General features: G+C 60.6%; 17 protein-coding genes. 4 read left to right on the forward strand and 13 right to left on the reverse strand.

What is annotated here, in order from left to right:
- The first annotated feature begins 42 nt into the window (after positions 1–42).
- On the forward strand, positions 43–513 hold the full coding sequence (locus CAF90_RS12155) for a MaoC family dehydratase (protein WP_003227420.1): 471 nt from the start codon (positions 43–45) through the stop codon (positions 511–513).
- A 70-nt stretch (positions 514–583) separates the two neighbouring features.
- On the opposite strand, the gene CAF90_RS12160 is transcribed toward CAF90_RS12155, so the two are convergent.
- On the reverse strand, positions 584–1,051 hold the full coding sequence (locus CAF90_RS12160; protein ID WP_007951153.1) for a PA2169 family four-helix-bundle protein: 468 nt from the start codon (positions 1,049–1,051) through the stop codon (positions 584–586).
- A gap of 205 nt (positions 1,052–1,256) precedes the next feature.
- Between CAF90_RS12160 and CAF90_RS12165 the strand changes: the two genes are divergently transcribed.
- Both CAF90_RS12165 and CAF90_RS12170 read left to right on the forward strand, forming a co-directional pair.
- On the forward strand, positions 1,257–1,493 hold the full coding sequence (locus CAF90_RS12165) for a DUF3820 family protein (protein WP_003213031.1): 237 nt from the start codon (positions 1,257–1,259) through the stop codon (positions 1,491–1,493).
- A 30-nt stretch (positions 1,494–1,523) separates the two neighbouring features.
- Positions 1,524–2,705, forward strand: coding sequence for an aminotransferase class V-fold PLP-dependent enzyme (locus tag CAF90_RS12170; RefSeq protein ID WP_085606563.1), 1,182 nt, complete (start codon positions 1,524–1,526; stop codon positions 2,703–2,705).
- Here CAF90_RS12170 and CAF90_RS12175 read toward each other — a convergent pair.
- From CAF90_RS12175 to zwf, 4 genes are all read right to left on the reverse strand, one after another.
- Positions 2,702–3,418 carry an intradiol ring-cleavage dioxygenase gene (locus CAF90_RS12175; protein ID WP_085606566.1) on the reverse strand — a complete coding sequence of 239 codons (717 nt, stop codon included), beginning with the start codon at positions 3,416–3,418 and terminating at the stop codon, positions 2,702–2,704. The genes CAF90_RS12170 and CAF90_RS12175 overlap by 4 nt on opposite strands.
- A gap of 169 nt (positions 3,419–3,587) precedes the next feature.
- Positions 3,588–4,253: a bifunctional 4-hydroxy-2-oxoglutarate aldolase/2-dehydro-3-deoxy-phosphogluconate aldolase gene (locus tag CAF90_RS12180; RefSeq protein WP_064383724.1), complete on the reverse strand. Its 666-nt coding sequence runs from the start codon at positions 4,251–4,253 to the stop codon at positions 3,588–3,590.
- 17 nt (positions 4,254–4,270) lie between these two features.
- Positions 4,271–4,984, reverse strand: a complete 714-nt coding sequence (gene pgl, locus CAF90_RS12185; protein WP_085606568.1) for a 6-phosphogluconolactonase — start codon at positions 4,982–4,984, stop codon at positions 4,271–4,273.
- Positions 4,971–6,437: a glucose-6-phosphate dehydrogenase gene (gene zwf / locus CAF90_RS12190; RefSeq protein ID WP_011335604.1), complete on the reverse strand. Its 1,467-nt coding sequence runs from the start codon at positions 6,435–6,437 to the stop codon at positions 4,971–4,973. Before zwf ends, pgl begins: the two co-directional genes overlap by 14 nt.
- 226 nt (positions 6,438–6,663) lie before the next feature.
- Between zwf and CAF90_RS12195 the strand changes: the two genes are divergently transcribed.
- A complete protein-coding gene (locus CAF90_RS12195; protein ID WP_169842436.1) occupies positions 6,664–7,524 on the forward strand; it encodes a MurR/RpiR family transcriptional regulator in 861 nt (286 codons plus the stop codon).
- A gap of 137 nt (positions 7,525–7,661) precedes the next feature.
- On the opposite strand, the gene CAF90_RS12200 is transcribed toward CAF90_RS12195, so the two are convergent.
- From CAF90_RS12200 to CAF90_RS12235, 8 genes are all read right to left on the reverse strand, one after another.
- Positions 7,662–8,516: a D-hexose-6-phosphate mutarotase gene (locus tag CAF90_RS12200; RefSeq protein ID WP_007951160.1), complete on the reverse strand. Its 855-nt coding sequence runs from the start codon at positions 8,514–8,516 to the stop codon at positions 7,662–7,664.
- A gap of 116 nt (positions 8,517–8,632) precedes the next feature.
- A complete protein-coding gene (locus tag CAF90_RS12205; protein WP_085606570.1) occupies positions 8,633–9,979 on the reverse strand; it encodes a carbohydrate porin in 1,347 nt (448 codons plus the stop codon).
- Positions 9,980–10,111: 132 nt separating this feature from the next.
- Positions 10,112–11,272 carry an ABC transporter ATP-binding protein gene (locus CAF90_RS12210; protein WP_085606573.1) on the reverse strand — a complete coding sequence of 387 codons (1,161 nt, stop codon included), beginning with the start codon at positions 11,270–11,272 and terminating at the stop codon, positions 10,112–10,114.
- 2 nt (positions 11,273–11,274) lie between these two features.
- Positions 11,275–12,120, reverse strand: a complete 846-nt coding sequence (locus CAF90_RS12215; RefSeq protein WP_007951164.1) for a carbohydrate ABC transporter permease — start codon at positions 12,118–12,120, stop codon at positions 11,275–11,277.
- Positions 12,113–13,021 (reverse strand): carbohydrate ABC transporter permease, encoded by a 909-nt coding sequence (locus CAF90_RS12220; protein ID WP_007951166.1) that lies wholly within the window; start codon positions 13,019–13,021, stop codon positions 12,113–12,115. Before CAF90_RS12220 ends, CAF90_RS12215 begins: the two co-directional genes overlap by 8 nt.
- A 93-nt stretch (positions 13,022–13,114) precedes the next feature.
- Positions 13,115–14,416, reverse strand: a complete 1,302-nt coding sequence (locus CAF90_RS12225) for an ABC transporter substrate-binding protein (RefSeq protein ID WP_007951167.1) — start codon at positions 14,414–14,416, stop codon at positions 13,115–13,117.
- Between the two features lie 118 nt (positions 14,417–14,534).
- Positions 14,535–15,794: an AGE family epimerase/isomerase gene (locus tag CAF90_RS12230; RefSeq protein WP_085606575.1), complete on the reverse strand. Its 1,260-nt coding sequence runs from the start codon at positions 15,792–15,794 to the stop codon at positions 14,535–14,537.
- Positions 15,795–15,898: 104 nt separating this feature from the next.
- Positions 15,899–17,326 (reverse strand): ATP-binding protein, encoded by a 1,428-nt coding sequence (locus CAF90_RS12235; protein ID WP_170929387.1) that lies wholly within the window; start codon positions 17,324–17,326, stop codon positions 15,899–15,901.
- Positions 17,327–17,332 lie beyond the last annotated feature (6 nt).

The raw sequence follows: 17,332 nt of genomic DNA on the forward strand, positions 1-17,332 counted from the left end.
TTTTTTGTGGATTCATTTCATCCGTCACAGGAATTCAGACCCATGACCCAGGTTACCAACATCCCTTACGAAGCCCTCGAAGTGGGCCAGACCGCGAGCTACAGCAAGACCGTCGAAGAACGCGACATTCAGCTGTTCGCCGCGATGTCCGGTGACCACAACCCGGTGCACCTGGACGCCGAGTTCGCCGCCGCCAGCATGTTCAAGGAACGCATCGCCCACGGCATGTTCAGCGGTGCGCTGATCAGTGCCGCAGTGGCTTGCGAGCTGCCTGGGCCGGGCACCATTTATATCGGCCAGCAGATGAGCTTCCAGAAGCCGGTGAAGATCGGCGACACCTTGACCGTGCGCCTGGAAATCCTCGAGAAACTGCCGAAATTCCGCGTGCGTATTGCCACTCGCGTATTCAATCAGCGCGATGAGCTGGTGGTGGACGGCGAGGCCGAAATCCTCGCTCCACGTAAGCAACAGACCGTTACCCTGCCGACGTTGCCGGCCATCAGCATCGGCTGATCGTCCTCGGTTAAATCCGGACACAAAAAAACGCCAGACCAGCTGGCGTTTTTTTGTGGGCTTCGAACGCTTACGAGCGTGCGCGAGCCTGGTTACGCAGCGCTTTCACCTGATCGTGATTGCGTTGCACGCCGTGGTACTGGCGCTCGACCAGATCACGGATGCCGACCAGGTTGTGCTTGTTGATCTTCTCGATCGCTTCACGATAAGCCTTCAGGGCGTGATCTTCACCGCGCTCGGCTTCGTTGAGCACCGCTTCTTCGTCCTTGCCGGTGAACATCGCTTTGACGTCGACCCAGCGACGGTGCAGATCACCGCTGACACTGGTCGAGGTTTCCGGATCGCCACCCATCGAACGCACGGCAGCTTGCAGCTCGGCCGCAGCGGTTGCGCAATCGGCGGAGCGTTTCACGAACAGGGTTTTCAGCTCTGGATGCTTGATGTCTTCAGCGCAGGTCTTGAACCCTTCCTGACCGTCCTTGCTGGTTTCGATCAGGTCGTTGAGGACGGAGATGGCTTCTTTATTCATGTCAGTCATTTTTCAATTCCTTGCGTGGGTGAAAGATGCAAGGAGTGTTGCAGTGGTCGTGCCAGCTTCCCTTAAAGAATTTAATTTTTAATTTTCAATAACTTACAAATAAAACGAAAAACTGTATGCCTGTTATTTGCATGATCTGTCATTTGGCCTGCATGCAGAATGCCTGTATTTTCCGAAGTGTTTTCAAAGCCAGACGATTCCAACGATGAACCCTGAAAAGCTCGAACTACTGATCACCCGCGAAATGCCCTTCGGCAAGTACAAGGGCCGGATCATTGCCGACCTGCCGGGCCCCTACCTGAACTGGTTTGCCCGGGAAGGATTTCCCCATGGCGAACTGGGCGGCCTGTTGGCCCTGATGCAGGAAATCGATCACAACGGCCTGTCGGAACTGCTCGAACCGTTGCGCGCCAAACATGGCAAACCTGCCCCGCGCCACTGAGGCGTCACCCTGATCCGAGTCGAGTCGACCATGCCCGATAACACCCGCCGCGCCCGAGACGAAGCCTTCTGGCAAACCTTCGCCGACCGTTACGACCGCCACCCCGGCCCCGTGAATCTGGAGAACGGTTACTTCGGTCGCATGTCGCGCACCGTGGTCGAGGAGTACCAGCGCAACATCGAGCTGATCAACAACAGCAACTCGATTTACGTGCGCCAGCGTTTCGAACAGCACGACAGCCTCGACATCCGCGCGCAACTGACCGAGCTGATCGGCGTCCGCGCACAAAGCGTGGCCTTCACTCATAACGCCACTGCCGGCCTGCAATCGCTGATCCGCAACTACAACCGCTTGCAGCCGGGCGATCAGGTGCTGATCTGCGATCTGGAGTACGACACGGTCAAGGGCGCCATGCGCTGGCTGGCAAAGCATCGCGGCGTCGAGGTGATCGAGATCGAGCACGCCCACCCCGCCACCTTCGACAGCCTGCTGGCCACTTACCGCGAAGCCTTCATCCGCTATCCGAAGCTCAAGCTGATGGCCCTGACCCACGTCACCCATCGCACAGGTCTGGTGATGCCGGTGCAGGCCATTGCCGCGCTGGCCAAGGAACACGGCGTCGATATCATCCTTGATGGCGCCCATGCCCTTGGCCAGATCGAGTTCGACCTGGAAGCGCTCGGCATCGCCTTCGCCGGGTACAACCTGCACAAGTGGATCGGCTCGCCGCTGACCCTCGGCTTTATCTACATCGCTCCACAGCGCCTGGCCGACATCGATCCGGACATGGGCGAGATGCATTTTTCGGCTGGCGACATCCGTTCGCGCACGCCTTACAGCACGCCGAACATTCCGGCGTTGATGACCCTGCCGTTGGTGTTAGAGGAACACCGCTCACTGGGTGGCGCTGCCGCCAAAGGCGCGCGGGTGAATTATCTGCGCAACCTGTGGGTGAGCGCCGTGCGCAATCTGCCGGGCATCGAAGTCACGACCCCGGACGATCCGCGCCTGTATTGCGGCATCACCTCCCTGCGCTTTACCCGTCATGCCGACCAGCAGGCGATGGTCGAACGCCTGCTCAACGACTACAACCTGTTCACCGTGGTGCGCAACGGCGCGGCTTGTGGGCCGTGCATCCGTATCACGCCGTCGCTGACCACCACGGCGACGGAGATTCAGCAGCTGATTCTGGCGCTGAACGAACTGCGTTAAACCGTGTACTTGTCGAAGTCCTCGGGCTTGATCTGCGACGACACCGCAAAGGTGTCGATGCCGATCGTGAGGTGGCCGAAGTAACCGTCCTCGTGTGAATCGCGGCCGATCGGCCACACCGTCAGGGTCGACTCTTCGCCGCCCATGTTGGCGTAGTAGGCATCGTCGGCGTTGCACACCGGCAGCGAACTGCGCCCGCGATAGGCCTTGGCATTGAGCACGCCGCGAGAAACAACCTCCGGAAAATACAGCTGCCCGACCCAGGCCACATTGCGCTCCTCCAGGTACTCGTTGCCGGCGACGATGCGCACCGCCACGTGAACATGCAGAGCACGCCCGGCATAGAAACCCGGGTAGATCGTGGTGAAGCGCACCCTGCCCTTGTGGTCGCTGAACTGGCCGCCGCGCAGGTAGGTGTCGTCGTCGGTTCGCGGGATCGAGCCGATGTCCTCGACGTCGACTTCCACGTCCGGATTGATCCGGCTCCAGCCGGAATACGCGCCACGTGCGTTGCAGTGCCAGATATCCACCAGCGCACCGCTGACCGGCTCGGCGGTCATGGCATCGACGATGGTCAGGCGCAGCAGCAGCGGCAGGCCTTCGGCACCTTCGCTGATATTGCGCCGCAGCAGTTTGGGATTGCGAAAATAAGGCCCGGCGACTTGCTCGGGGGCCAGTTGATAAACCGATGGAGCTGAAGGCTGGTTATCCATGACGCGTTCTCTCTTCCATAAGATGAACGCAGGTTAACGCCACGCGCGCAGCCAGGTGCGGTAACTATGTATCTCAAGATAACGAAATTTTTCGGACAAAAAAAAAACGGTGCACCGACCAAGCGCACCGTAAAGCCGTAGAACACACAACGAAGTGTAAGGTTGAAGATCAGTCCAGCAGCGCCAACGCCTCGGCGGTGCATTCCTGAATGCGGGCCCAGTCGCCGTTCTTGATCCACTCAGGATCGAGCATCCAGCTACCGCCCACGCACATGACGTTTTTCAGCGCCATGTAGCTCTTGATGTTGGCAGGACCCACGCCGCCAGTCGGGCAGAATTTCACTTCGCCGAACGGGCCGCCAAGGGCCTTGATTGCCGCCACGCCACCGCTGACTTCAGCCGGGAACAGCTTGAAGCGGCGATAACCCAGGCCATAGCCCTCCATGATGCCGGAGGCATTGCTGATACCCGGCAGCAGCGGGATCGGGCTTTCGACGCTGGCTTCCAGCAGGTCGCGGGTGATGCCCGGAGTGACGATGAATTGCGAACCGGCGGCTTCGGCCGCGGCCAGCATGTTGCGGTCGAGTACGGTGCCGGCACCGGTCACCAGTTCCGGGCGCTGTTCGCGCAGGATCTGGATCGCCTTGAGGCCGAACTGCGAACGCAGGGTCACTTCCAGCGCGGTCAGACCACCGGCGGCCAGGGCGTCGGCCAGCGGCAGCACGTCCTGTTCGCGGGCGATGGTGATCACCGGCAGGATCCGCGCCTTGGCGCAGAGGCTGTCGATCAGGGCAACTTTGTCCGCCATGGAAACGGTCGGGGATGGGGTTTTCATAGCGGCTGTTCCTTGGCTCATGGGCACCAGTAAATCTCTAACGTAGGTTGCAGAAACGCGCGAACCGGCATGGCGGCGACGTCGTTGGATGCCAGTGCGGCATTCAGGGTGGTCAGTTTCGACTGACCGGAAATCGACAGAATCTTGTGCCGGGCCGAGGCCAGCAGTGCGCGGCTCATGGTCAGGCGCTGACGCGGCACGCTTGGCGCGAGCATCGGCCAGCAGCGACGGGTGCCGTCGGCTTGCAGGGCTTCGGCCAGGTTCGGGCTGTCCGGGAACAGCGACGCGGTGTGACCGTCATCGCCCATGCCCAGCACCAGCACGTCGATGGGCGGCAACTCGGCGAGCAAACGATCGGCCTGCTCCGCAGCCTGCTCGACGTTGGCCGCCGCGCTGTAAAGGCTGAGGAACTGCGCCTTGGCCGCCGGGCCCTTGAGCAGATATTGCTTGAGCAGACCGGCGTTGCTGTCGGCGTGTTCGACCGGTACCCAGCGCTCGTCGGCCAGGGTCACGACGACCTTCGACCAGTCCAGTTCCTGCTTGGCCAGGTGCTGGAAAAACGCCACCGGGCTACGACCGCCGGACACCACCAGCACCGCATTGCCACGTGCCGCCAGCGCTTCGCTCAATTGCTTGGCGACATTCAGCGCCAGGCCTTCGGCGAGCAGCACCGGGCTCTTGAATTCGCGGGCATTCACGCCCTCGGGCAGTTTCACATCAGATATCGCCATACCACGACCTCCCGTCCCGCGTGATCAATGCAATGGAGCTCATCGGCCCCCACGACCCGGCCGCATACGGCTTGGGCGCGTCACCGGATTTTTTCCACCCGGCGATCAGCTGGTCACACCATTTCCACGCGGCTTCGATTTCATCTTTACGGACAAACAGGTTCTGATTGCCGTTCATCACTTCCAGCAACAACCGCTCGTAGGCATCGGGGATCCGAGCGCTGCGCCAGGTGTCGGAAAAATTCAGTTGCAGCGGGCCGCTGCGCAGTTGCATGCCCTTGTCCAGGCCTTGCTCCTTGGTCATCACGCGCAAGGAAATGCCTTCGTCCGGTTGCAGGCGGATGATCAGTTTGTTGCTGATCTGCAGGCGCTGCTCGGGGGCGAAGATGTAGTGAGACGGTTCCTTGAAGTGGATGACGATCTGCGACAGTTTCTGCGGCATGCGCTTGCCGGTACGCAGGTAGAACGGCACGCCGGCCCAGCGCCAGTTGCGGATGTCGGCACGCAGGGCAACGAAGGTTTCGGTGTCGCTCTGGGCGTTGGAATTCGGCTCTTCGAGGTAGCCTGGCACGGACTTGCCTTCGCTGTGCCCGGCGATGTACTGGCCGCGCACCACTTGCGTGGTCAGGCCTTCCGGGCTGATCGGCGCCAGGGCCTTGAGCACCTTGACCTTCTCGTCGCGGATGCTGTCAGCAGACAGGTCGGCCGGCGGGTCCATGGCGATCAGGCAGAGCAGTTGCAGCAGGTGGTTCTGGATCATGTCCCGCAGCTGACCGGCCTTGTCGAAGTAACCCCAGCGGCCTTCGATACCGACTTTCTCGGCCACGGTGATTTCCACGTGGGAGATGTAGTTCTGGTTCCACTGGGTTTCGAACAGGCTGTTGGCGAAACGCAGGGCGATCAGGTTCTGAACGGTTTCTTTGCCCAGGTAGTGGTCGATGCGGTAGGTGCGGTTCTCCGGGAAGAACTGCGCCACGGCGTCGTTGACCTTGCGCGAGGATTCGAGATCCGAGCCGATCGGCTTTTCCAGCACCACGCGGGTGTTTTCCGCCAGACCGACGTTCGCCAGGTTCTCGCAGATCGCGCCGTACACCGCCGCCGGGGTGGCGAAGTAGGCAATCATGCGTTGCGTGCTGCCGGCCAGTTCGGCCAGCGCCACATAATCTTCAGCCTTGAGGAAGTCGACGTGCAGGTAGGTCAGACGCGCCAGAAAGCGCTCGGCCACGGCCTCGTCCAGTTCCTTGCCCACGTAACGACGCAGCTCGGCGGCGATGAACGCCAGGTGCTGCTGCTCGGTGCCCGCCTCACGGGCCAGTGCGATAATGCGCGTGTCCTCGTGCAGCAGGCCGGCGCCATCAAGGTGATAAAGGGCAGGAAACAGCTTGCGCAGGGCCAGATCGCCCAAGGCGCCGAACAAGGCGAAGGTGCACGGTTCAACCGTAATCGAAGGCATGATGTTTGTTCTTTTATCAAGTTAAGCTACAAATACCTTTTTTCAAGGCATCACTCAAGGGAAAATGTAGTAATAACCACAACATTTTCGCAAAATACAGATTCCGAGTGGTGGTCGATCGGAGCCATCAGTAGGATAGGCCACCGTCACGGGCCACATCAAAGGCCCAATTTGCATAGCCGCGCGCTTATCGGCGCCGGTGAATCTAGGAATTCTTATGGACCGCGTGCGAAATTTACTGGAACAGATCCAGAGTCGCCTTGAAGAGCTGAACAAGGCCGAACGCAAAGTCGCCGAAGTGATCCTGCTCAACCCACAGCAGGCCACCCGCTTCAGCATCGCCGCCCTCGCCCAGGCGGCGTCGGTCAGTGAACCGACGGTCAACCGTTTCTGCCGTTCATTCGGCGTCAGCGGCTACCCCGAACTCAAGCTGCAACTGGCCCAGAGCCTGGCCAGCGGCGCGGCGTATGTCAGCCGCGCAGTGGAAGCTGACGACAATCCCGAGGCTTACACGCAGAAGATTTTCGGCAGTGCGATCGCATCCTTGGACAGCGCTTGCCAGGCGCTGGACCCGAACCTGATCAGCCGCGCCGTCGACCTGTTGATCCAGGCCCGGCAAATCCACTTCTTCGGCTTGGGTGCTTCGGCTCCGGTGGCTTTGGATGCGCAGCACAAGTTCTTCCGTTTCAACCTCGCGGTCACCGCCCACGCCGATGTGCTGATGCAACGGATGATTGCTTCGGTGGCGCACACCGGCGAGCTGTTCGTGATCATTTCCTACACGGGCCGCACCCGCGAACTGGTGGAAGTGGCGCGCATCGCCCGCGAGAACGGCGCTTCGGTGCTGGGCCTGACGGCAGAGAATTCGCCGCTGGCCAAGGCCAGTACGCTGAGCCTGAATATTCCGCTGCCGGAAGACACCGACATCTATATGCCGATGACTTCGCGGATCATTCAGTTGACCGTGCTGGATGTACTGGCGACGGGGATGACATTGCGTCGCGGAGTGGATTTCCAGCCGCATTTGCGCAAGATCAAAGAGAGCTTGAATGCTAGCCGGTATCCGGTGGGTGACGAGTTCAACTGATCCGAATTTTGGGCTGTATTGTCCGGCCTCTTCGCGAGCAAGCCCGCTCCCACATTCGACTGTATTTCTCCAGATGGAATACAGTCACCTGTGGGAGCGGGCTTGCTCGCGAAGGCGTCAGCCAACTCACCGCAAATCTAGGCCGCAGCCCACGCCTGCAAACTCAAATGCGCCTTCTCCCCCGGCGCCAGATGCAGGCTGTCAGTCCCGCCCGCCGCCGCTTCAACACAGACAAATTCCGAAATCTCATCCCAGCTCACGCCCAGTAACGGCCGCGCACCCGGATGCCACACCACGGTGTCCGCGCTGTCACCGGTATCGATGCACAACTCGCGCTGCCAGGCGTGATCCTTGAGCTGCAATTCGCCGTCGTGCTGGAACACGCGCTGACAGCCACCATCGACCCGCAACTCGCCTTCCTGCTGGCAAATCTCACGGTTCAACTGGTCGTAACCCTGCGCCCCTTCGAGCCCAGACAGCGCTATCTCACTCACGTCGCCAATACGCCAGTAAGCGTGCAAAGCCTGGCTCAACTGGCACGGCATGTCGTCCTGATGCTCGGTGCTCAGGCGCAATTCCATGCGTTCACCGAGGTGCGCGTGCAGGTCCACCTGCCAGTCGCACAACTGCAATTGCCAATGCAGGCGCACGCCGTCATCGCCGGTGCTGCTGTCGAGCAGTTTCCAGTCCAGCAGGCGCGCCCAGCCATGGGACGGCCACGCGTTTTCGCTCGGGTGACGGCCATACCACGGCCAGCACACCGGCACGCCGCCGCGAATCGCGCCGACATGCGGCCATTTCGCCGCGCACCACAACCACGGTTTCTGCCCCCGCGGCTGAAAGTGCAGCAATTGCGCCCCCTGACGACTGAACACCGCCTGGCACAGCGGATGATCGATCACCAGCACATCGCGCATCTGATAGCGCTCCCAGGCGAACACCGGTCGTTCGCGCAGGGATTTGAAGAAGCGTTGCAGCGGATGCTCATGCATGGGCCACGGTTCCAGATTCAACTTTCATGGGCTGCGACACCCCTTTCCAAAAAAAAGCGGACAGCCTGGGCTGTCCGCAAATATGCGCACATAGAGAGGAGCTTATCGCAGACGCGTTAGAACGTAGACTGAATTTTCAGGCCAGCGACCAAAGCGTTATCCACTTCATCCACACCGCCCGGATGAGTGATGTATTGCAGGTTCGGGCGTACGGTCAGCCAGTTGGTCACGTGGAAGCCGTAGTTGATCTCGTAGTTGTATTCGGTTTCACGAATCGGCGAGAACACCGGATTGTCATAGTCCGAAACACCGTTGGCGACGTTGAGCAGCTCGGCGTTTTTCTTCACGTCATTGTTGACGTGAATACGTGCCGCACCGATACCGACGTCATCTTTCGGACGTGCGTCGAACGGGCCTTTGTACACAAACATCACGGACTGGTAGTTGTCGATGAAGTTGGTGTCCTTGTCGTGGAACGTGGCGTTGGCGGCAATGTTCAGACCACGGCTCTTGTCACCGTTGTGGCTGGTGAGTTGCTGCTGCGCAACGAACCAGTAACCGTGCTTGCTGCTGTGGGTGCGGTAGGCGTCACCGGTGGTTGCCGCGTCAAAACCGTTGACGTCTTCGCGAACGTCGTCGGCATCGGCCGTGCTTTTGTAGTAACCGACACGGTATTCGCCCGGCAGGCCGTTCGGGTTAGGCAACCAGACCAGCTCCACTGGCAACACGGTGCCTTTGGTACCGCTGCCGCTCAGCTTGAAGCCGTTGCCGTGTTCCAGTTGCGACGGGTTCTGGTTGTACGCACCGATCTGCGCGTAGAGCTCGTCGTTGATGTTGTACTTGACGCGAATGGCCGCCTGGCTGACCGGCCAGTTGTACCAGATGTTGGTCGCCCAGTTACCCACTTGCGAACCGCAGAACGCCAGGTTCTGGAACTCGCACGGGAAGGTGTTGAAGTCTTCGCCTTCGCCGAAGTAACCGGCCTTGATGTCGAGCTTGTTGTCGAAGAACTGGTGTTTGATCCACAACTGGGTCAGACGCACCATGTGGCCACGACCGTAGACTTCCTGCGAGGAGCTCAGGGTGCCGGCACGCGGATCGCCAACACGGTCGTTGGAAATGTTGTAGCCGTTACGGTTGGTGAACTGGATCTTGGCCTGAGTGTTGTCCCAGCCCCACAGTTTTTGCAGATCCAGCGCCACGCCCAGACCGAACTGGTCGGCGTAACGCGCAGTCTTGTCGTCGTTGAAACCGCCGTGAAGGTTGCCGCCCACTTCACCGACGTAGTCCATCTTGATGTCGATACCCTGCTCGATCAGCTTGGTACGTTCGCCACCCCAGTCCCCGGTCATCCACTCCGAATCGGAGCTGAACGCGTCAGCCGCGTGGACGCTACCGGCCAGCATCATTGCCGCAATCGCCGACAACTGACCGATACGCTGAGCGTTGTTGTTCTTCTTCATCCCTACATCCTCGTTTTATTGTTATTAACTGTTCTTCTTATCTAACGCGGTTTACATCTGATGCGGCGCGCGACAGGCCACGCACCGCGTGCTCCCTGCGGAAACGGGCGAGCCCGCTCCCGCATTTGTAGATCAGCGACCCTTGAACTGGGCCACGTTGGCGCTGTGCGACTCGGTTTTCGGCAGGCCTGCAACCCCCAGGCGCTCACCGGACTTGGCGTCGAACAGCAGCACTTTCGACGGATCGAATTGCAGGGTCAGGGTTTCGCCCACCTGCGGCGCCACGTCCGGTGCCAGACGGCAGCAGACCTTGGTGTCGTTGAGATTGACGAACACCAGGGTGTCCGGACCGGTCGGCTCGGTGACCTGCACTTCCGCCTTGATGCTCGGCAGGCCGTTGCCCTCGCCGTAGGCCAGCGCGATCTGCTCCGGGCGCAGGCCGAGGATCACTTCGCGGTCTTCGAGACCGGCGTCCTGCATCGCCATCGGCAATTCGCAACGGGCCTGGCCGCTGTCGAGCAGCGCCACCAGACGACCGTCCTTGCGTTGCAGGCGCAGCGGGATGAAGTTCATCGGCGGCGAACCGATGAAGCTCGCGACGAACAGGTTGGCCGGGTCGTTGTAGATCTCTTTCGGCGTACCGAACTGCTGGATGATCCCGTCCTTCATCACCGCCACTTTGTCGCCCAGGGTCATCGCTTCGATCTGGTCGTGGGTCACGTAGACCGTGGTGGTTTTCAGGCGCTGGTGCATCAGTTTCATTTCGGTGCGCATCTCGACACGCAGTTTGGCGTCGAGGTTGGACAGCGGTTCGTCGAACAGATAAATCTTCGGCCGACGCGCCAGGGCACGGCCCATCGCCACGCGCTGTTGCTGGCCGCCAGAGAGCTGGCCCGGCTTGCGATTGAGCAGGTGCTCGATCTGCAGCAGCTTGGCCACGCGGGCGACTTCTTCGTCGATCGCCGACTGGCTCATCTTGCGGATTTTCAGACCGAACTCGATGTTCTCGCGCACGCTCATGGTCGGGTACAGCGCGTAGGACTGGAACACCATGGCGATGTCGCGATCTTTCGGGCTCATGCCGCTGACGTCCTGGTCACCGATCATGATCGCGCCGCCAGTGATGGTTTCCAGACCGGCGATGCAGTTCATCAGGGTCGACTTGCCGCAGCCCGAGGGCCCGACGAGGATCAGGAACTCACCGTCCTTGATCGACAGTTCGATGTTCTTCAGGGTGTCCGGCAGGCCGGTACCGTAGGTCTTGTTTACATTGCGAAGTTCGAGCGTAGCCATGATTACCCCTTGACTGCGCCGGCCGTCAGCCCGCGCACGAAATACTTGCCTGCGACCACATAGACCAGCAGGGTCGGCAGCCCGGCGATCATCGCCGCCGCCATATCCACGTTGTATTCCTTGGCCCCGGTGCTCGTGTTGACCAGGTTGTTCAGCGCCACCGTGATCGGTTGCGAATCACCGCTGGAGAACACCACGCCGAACAGGAAGTCGTTCCAGATCTGGGTGAACTGCCAGATCAGGCAGACCATGATGATCGGGGTCGACATCGGCAGGATGATCTGGCGGAAGATCGTGAAGAACCCCGCGCCATCGAGACGTGCCGCCTTGATCAGCGCATCCGGAATGCTCACGTAGTAGTTACGGAAGAACAGCGTGGTGAACGCCAAGCCGTAGACCACATGGATGAACACAAGGCCCGTGGTAGTGCTCGCCAGCCCCATCTTGCCGAGGGTGAACGACGCCGGCAGCAACACGGTCTGGAACGGCAGGAAGCAGCCGAACAACAGCAGACCGAAGAACAACTGCGAACCGCGGAAGCGCCAGAACGACAGCACATAACCGTTCAACGCACCGATGGCGGTGGAGATGATCACGGCCGGAACGGTGATCTTGATCGAATTCCAGAAGTAGCCGTCAACGGTGGCCCAGGCTTTCACCCAGCCGATGCCGCTGACCACGGTCGGCCAGCTCAGCAGGTTGCCGGTGGAGATGTCTTCCGGGGTCTTGAAGCTGGTCAGCAGCATGACCACCAGCGGTACCAGGTACAGCAGGACCGCAAGGATCAGCACCGCGTAGATCGCGATGCGACTCAGGCTGATGGCCGGTTTGGAGGCGAGACTAGTCATGACGCTTGGTCCTCAGCTCGGAGTACAGGTAAGGCACGATGATCGCGAGGATCGCACCGAGCATCAGGATTGCACTGGCCGAGCCCATGCCCATCTGTCCACGGCTGAAGGTGAACGAGTACATGAACATCGCCGGCAAATCGGAGGAATAACCCGGGCCGCCGGCCGTCATGGCCGCCACCAGGTCGAAGCTCTTGATCGCGATGTGCGCCAGGATCATCACCGCACTGAAGAACACCGGACGCAGGCTTGGCAGCACCACTTTCCAGTAGATGCGCGGCATGCTCGCGCCGTCGATCTGGGCGGCACGGATGATCGACTGATCAACGCCACGCAAACCGGCGAGGAACATCGCCATGATGAAGCCCGAGGCTTGCCAGACCGCCGCGATCACCAGGCAATACACCACGCGATCCGGGTCGATCAGCCAGTCGAGACGGAAGCCTTCCCAGCCCCAGTCCCGCAGCAATTTGTCCAGGCCCATGCCCGGGTTGAGCAGCCATTTCCACGCCGTACCGGTCACGATCATCGAGAGCGCCATCGGGTACAGGTAAATGGTGCGGATAAAGCCTTCTCGACGGATTTTCTGGTCGAGGAAAATCGCCAGTGTCACGCCGATTACGAGGGTGATGCCGATGAACATGCCGCCGAACACGGCCAGGTTCTTGCTCGCCACCCACCAGCGATCGTTGTCGAACAGGCGCTCGTATTGCGCCAGGCCTGCCCACTTGTAGTTCGGCAGGAAGGTCGACGTGGTGAACGACAGGACAAACGTCCAGAGGATATAGCCATAGAAGCCCACCAGAACGATGAACATGCTCGGCGCCAGCACCAGTTTCGGTAGCCAGCGCTGCAATGCGTCGAACGGCGAGGCCTTGCTGAACACAGCAACAGAACTCATGGGAAGATCCAGTAAAGAAGATGAAGGACCGCTGCAAACTGCAGGCTTCAGGCCGATGCGCGACCTGAAGCTTGCAGCTGCTCTACGCTGGTGTTACTTGGCAGCCTTGATGGCAGTGCCGAGTTTCTTGGCAGCGTCGGCCGGGTCGGCTTTCGGGTCGTTGATGTAGTTGGTCACGACATCAAAGAACGCGCCCTGCACTGCCAGCGTGGTCGCCATGTTGTGCGCCATGCTCGGTTGCAGGCCGCCGTTCTTGGCGTCTGCCAGGAAGTCCTTGGCAGCGGTCTGGGCGCAGGAGTCGAAACCGTACTTGCCCATGTCGGCGAGCATGTCGTTACGCACCGGGATCGAGCCCTTGTTGATGCTGAAGACTTTCTGGAAGTTTTCACCCAGCACGACTTTGGCGATGTCCTGCTGACCGGCCGCGGTGCCCGCGTCCTTCTGCTTGAACACGGCCAGCGAGTCGATGTTGTAGGTGAACGCCTTGTCGGTGCCCGGGAACGCTACGCACTCGTAGTCCTTGCCGGCGACTTTCTTGGCGGCGGTCCATTCGGACTTGGCCCAGTCACCCATGATCTGCATGCCGGCCTTGCCGTTGATGACCTTGGCCGCTTCCAGGTTCCAGTCCTGGCCTTTGCCGTCCTGGTCCATGTAGGTCGCGACTTTCTTCAGCTCGGTCAGGGCCTTGACCATTTCCGGGCCGGTCAGGGCAGCGTTGTCCAGGTCGACCAGGGCTTTCTTGTAACCATCAACGCCCATCACCGACAGCACGACCGCTTCGAACACGGTGCTGTCCTGCCATGGCTGACCGCCGTGAGCCAGCGGGATGAAGCCCGCAGCTTTCAGCTTGTCGCCGGCGGCGTAGAATTCTTCGAGGGTGGTCGGGGCTTTTTCGATACCGGCTTTCTTGAAGACTTCCGGGTTGATCCACAGCCAGTTCACGCGGTGAATGTTCACCGGTACGGCCACGTAATCACCTTCGAACTTCACGGTGTCGGAGACTTTCTTGTCGAGCAGGCTGTCCCACTTCTCGGACTTGGAAACGTCTTTCAGGACGTCGGTGTCGAGCAGACCGGTCGACGCCCATTCCTGGATGTCCGGGCCTTTGATCTGGGCAACGCCCGGAGGGTTGCCGGCTACCGCGCGGCTTTTCAGCACGGTCATGGCAGTCGCACCGCCACCGCCGGCGACAGCGCCGTCTTTCCAGGTGAAACCGTCTTTCTCGACTTGTGCCTTGAGCACATCGACGGCAGCTTTTTCGCCACCGGACGTCCACCAATGCACGACTTCCACCGAACCTTTGGATTCGGCAGCGGAAACACTCAGGGGCAGCACAGCGAGCGGGAACAGGGAGGCGACAGAAATGACAGTAGCGAGGCGAGAAATCGCATTCATCTGAGATGTACCTTTCTTGTTGTTATGCATGCAAGTCTGGTGCTTGCGCTGCACACGAGTTTAAACAGAGCGTTTCCCCTCGCAGGTAACGAAGGGACGCGCGAATGTCACCACATGGTTACACAGGAACGCTTCGGGACAGGTGTGCCAGAGCACTGGCCATGCTCGGCGCCAGCGGCAGACGCGGAATCAGAACGGCCTGCCAGGCGTGGTACAGATCCGGTTTGCCCGCCCAGATATCGGCACTCGGGCGGTTTTGGGGATCGAGTTCGTGGTGCCAGCTGCCGTCGCAGCGATCCATGAAATACGTTTCGCAAAATTCCCAGAACAGGCGATACCAGCTTTCGTACTGCGCATCGCCGGTGCGTTTGAGCAAGGCACTGGCGGCAGCGCTGGCCTCGGCGTGGGTCCAGTGCAGGCGATGGCGTACCACCGCTTTGTTGTTCCAGTCGAGGGTGTAGACGATGCCCGGCGCACCGTCGACATCCCAGCCATGGCGGCAGTTGTTCTCGAACAGCTTTTGCGCGTCGGTGGCAAGCCAGCCGGGCGTGAGCATGCCGGCCTGAACCCGCGCGGCTTCGAGGTGCAGCAACAGCCGCGCCCACTCGAAACCATGGCCCGGCGTGGTGCCGTAGGGACGGAAACCATCGGCGGGATTGTCATGGTTGTACTCGCGCAGCGGTTGCCAGTCGCGGTCGAAATGCTCGATCACCAAGTAATCGTTGGCAGCGGCATGACCGTGAATCACCCGCTCGACGATGCGTTGCGCGCGGACCAGCCAGCGCGGGTCTTCGGTGACATCGGCCAGCGCAAGGAAGGCTTCGGTGGCGTGCATGTTGCTGTTGGCGCCGCGATAGGCTTCTTCTTCGCGCCAGTCGCGATTGAAGAATTCGCGCATGGCGCCCTCTTCTTCGCTCCAGAAATAGGTGTCGATGATGTCGATGGCGTCATCCAGCAATGCCTGCGCACCGGGGCGTTGCGCAACCACCGCAGAACTCGCTGCCAGGGCGACGAAAGCATGCAGATAAGCGTTCTTGCCGGTGTTGCCGTCACGGTGTTCGGCGACAGCGAACCAGCCACCGTGCAGCGCATCGCGCAACGGGCCGCGCAGGGCCGCAATGCCGTGATCGACCAGCTCGGCGAATCCCGGCAGACCCTGAATGTGGGCCATGGCGAAGCTGTGGGTCATGCGCGCGGTGTTCATGGTTTCGGCTTGCGCGCCGGCCTGAAGCTGGCCGCGCTCATCGAGATTGCCGAAGCCTTCGGGCAACCGTGAAGCCTTGGCAAATGCCAGCAGGCGCAGGCCTTCATCGGCGAGCCATTGCTGGTGGGCAGGGGCGTTCAGCCAACTGCTGAAGCCCGGATTGAAGTGATCCATGGGTGGCCTTTTTTGTTGTTATGACTGCGGGCAGTCTAAACAACGGGCCGGGAGGGGCTTGTAACGAAGGGGGCGGGTTTTGTCACTGACCGGTGACATTCAGATCAATCCGCCGAACGCGGCAATTGCAGAGTTACGCGCAGCCCACCCTCACGCAAATTCTGCAACGTCACCTCCCCTCCATGGCTATGGGCAATGTTGCGGGCGATCCCCAAACCGAGACCGTAACCCTGCTGCTGCCCCGCCAACCGAAAATGCGGCTCGAACACCTGCTCCAACCGCTGCTCCGGCACGCCCGGCCCTTCATCGTCGACATGCAGCACAAACGCGCTGTCATCGTCATCGATGTGCAAATGCGCGTTCTGCCCATACTTCAACGCATTGTCGATCAGGTTGCCGATGCAGCGCTTGAGCGCCAACGGCTTGCCCGGATAAGCCGCCAGCGCCCGCCCCTGCTGGGTCACGCGACCATTGCCGTTAGGCGCCAGATACGGTTCCACCAGGCAGTCAAGCACATGGTTCAGATCCACCGGCTCGATGTTTTCGTGGATGTCGGTGTCCTTCACGCATTGCAGCGCGCCTTTGACCAGCAACTCCAACTCGTCCAGATCACGGCCGAACTTGGTCTGCAATTTTTCGTCTTCCAGCAGTTCGACCCGCAAACGCAGACGGGTGATCGGTGTACGCAGGTCGTGGGAAATCGCGCTGAACAACTGACTACGCTCGGTCAGGTAACGGCTGATGCGTTCGCGCATGGTGTTGAACGCGCGCCCCACTTCCACCACTTCACTGCCGCCGCCCTCGGCCACCGGCTCGACGTCGGCGCCCAGCGACAAGTCCCGCGCGGCCCGCGCCAGACGCTTGAGCGGCCGGCTCTGCCAGTGCACCAGCAGGCCGATGAACAACAGCAGAAAACCGCTGGTGAAGACGATGAACCACACCTGCTGAGTCGGCAGGCCCTGTTCTTCAAGACTGGTGTAGGGCTCGGGCAGCAGCGAGGCGATGTACAACCATTCACCCGGTGCCAACTGAATCTGGGTCACCAGCACCGGCGGATTCACCGGTTCCAGGGTCAAGGCGTAATGCGCCCACGAACGCGGCAACTCATCGAGTTTCAACCCGGCGTTGAAGATCCGCAGGTCATCGGGGCTGACGAAGGTCACCAGGATGTCGGTGTCCTGGCCCAGCGACTGACGCAGCACTTCATCCACCGCTTTCAACACCGCAGCCTTGCGCGGCGTCACCGGCAGCACTTCCATGCCCAGCGGTTTGTCATTGAGCGTCACCACAAAACGCGTGCCGCCCATGCTGCGCAATTGGTCGAGCACCAGCGGCCGATAGGCCACCGGCAACGAGCGGAAGTAACTGACGCTGGCGGTCATCGAATGGGCGAGGCTGCGGGCGCTGGTGACCAGGCCTTCGAGCTGGGTCGCGCGCAATTGGGACACCCAGATCACGCTGGACAGCGTCTGGGCGAACAACACCGCGAGCAGCGTTAGCAGCAACATCCGCCCGAGCAGCGAACGCGGCATCGGCAC

The organism is Pseudomonas sp. B37(2017) (genome assembly GCF_002112885.1).
Taxonomy (GTDB): Bacteria; Pseudomonadota; Gammaproteobacteria; order Pseudomonadales; family Pseudomonadaceae; genus Aquipseudomonas; species Aquipseudomonas paraglycinae.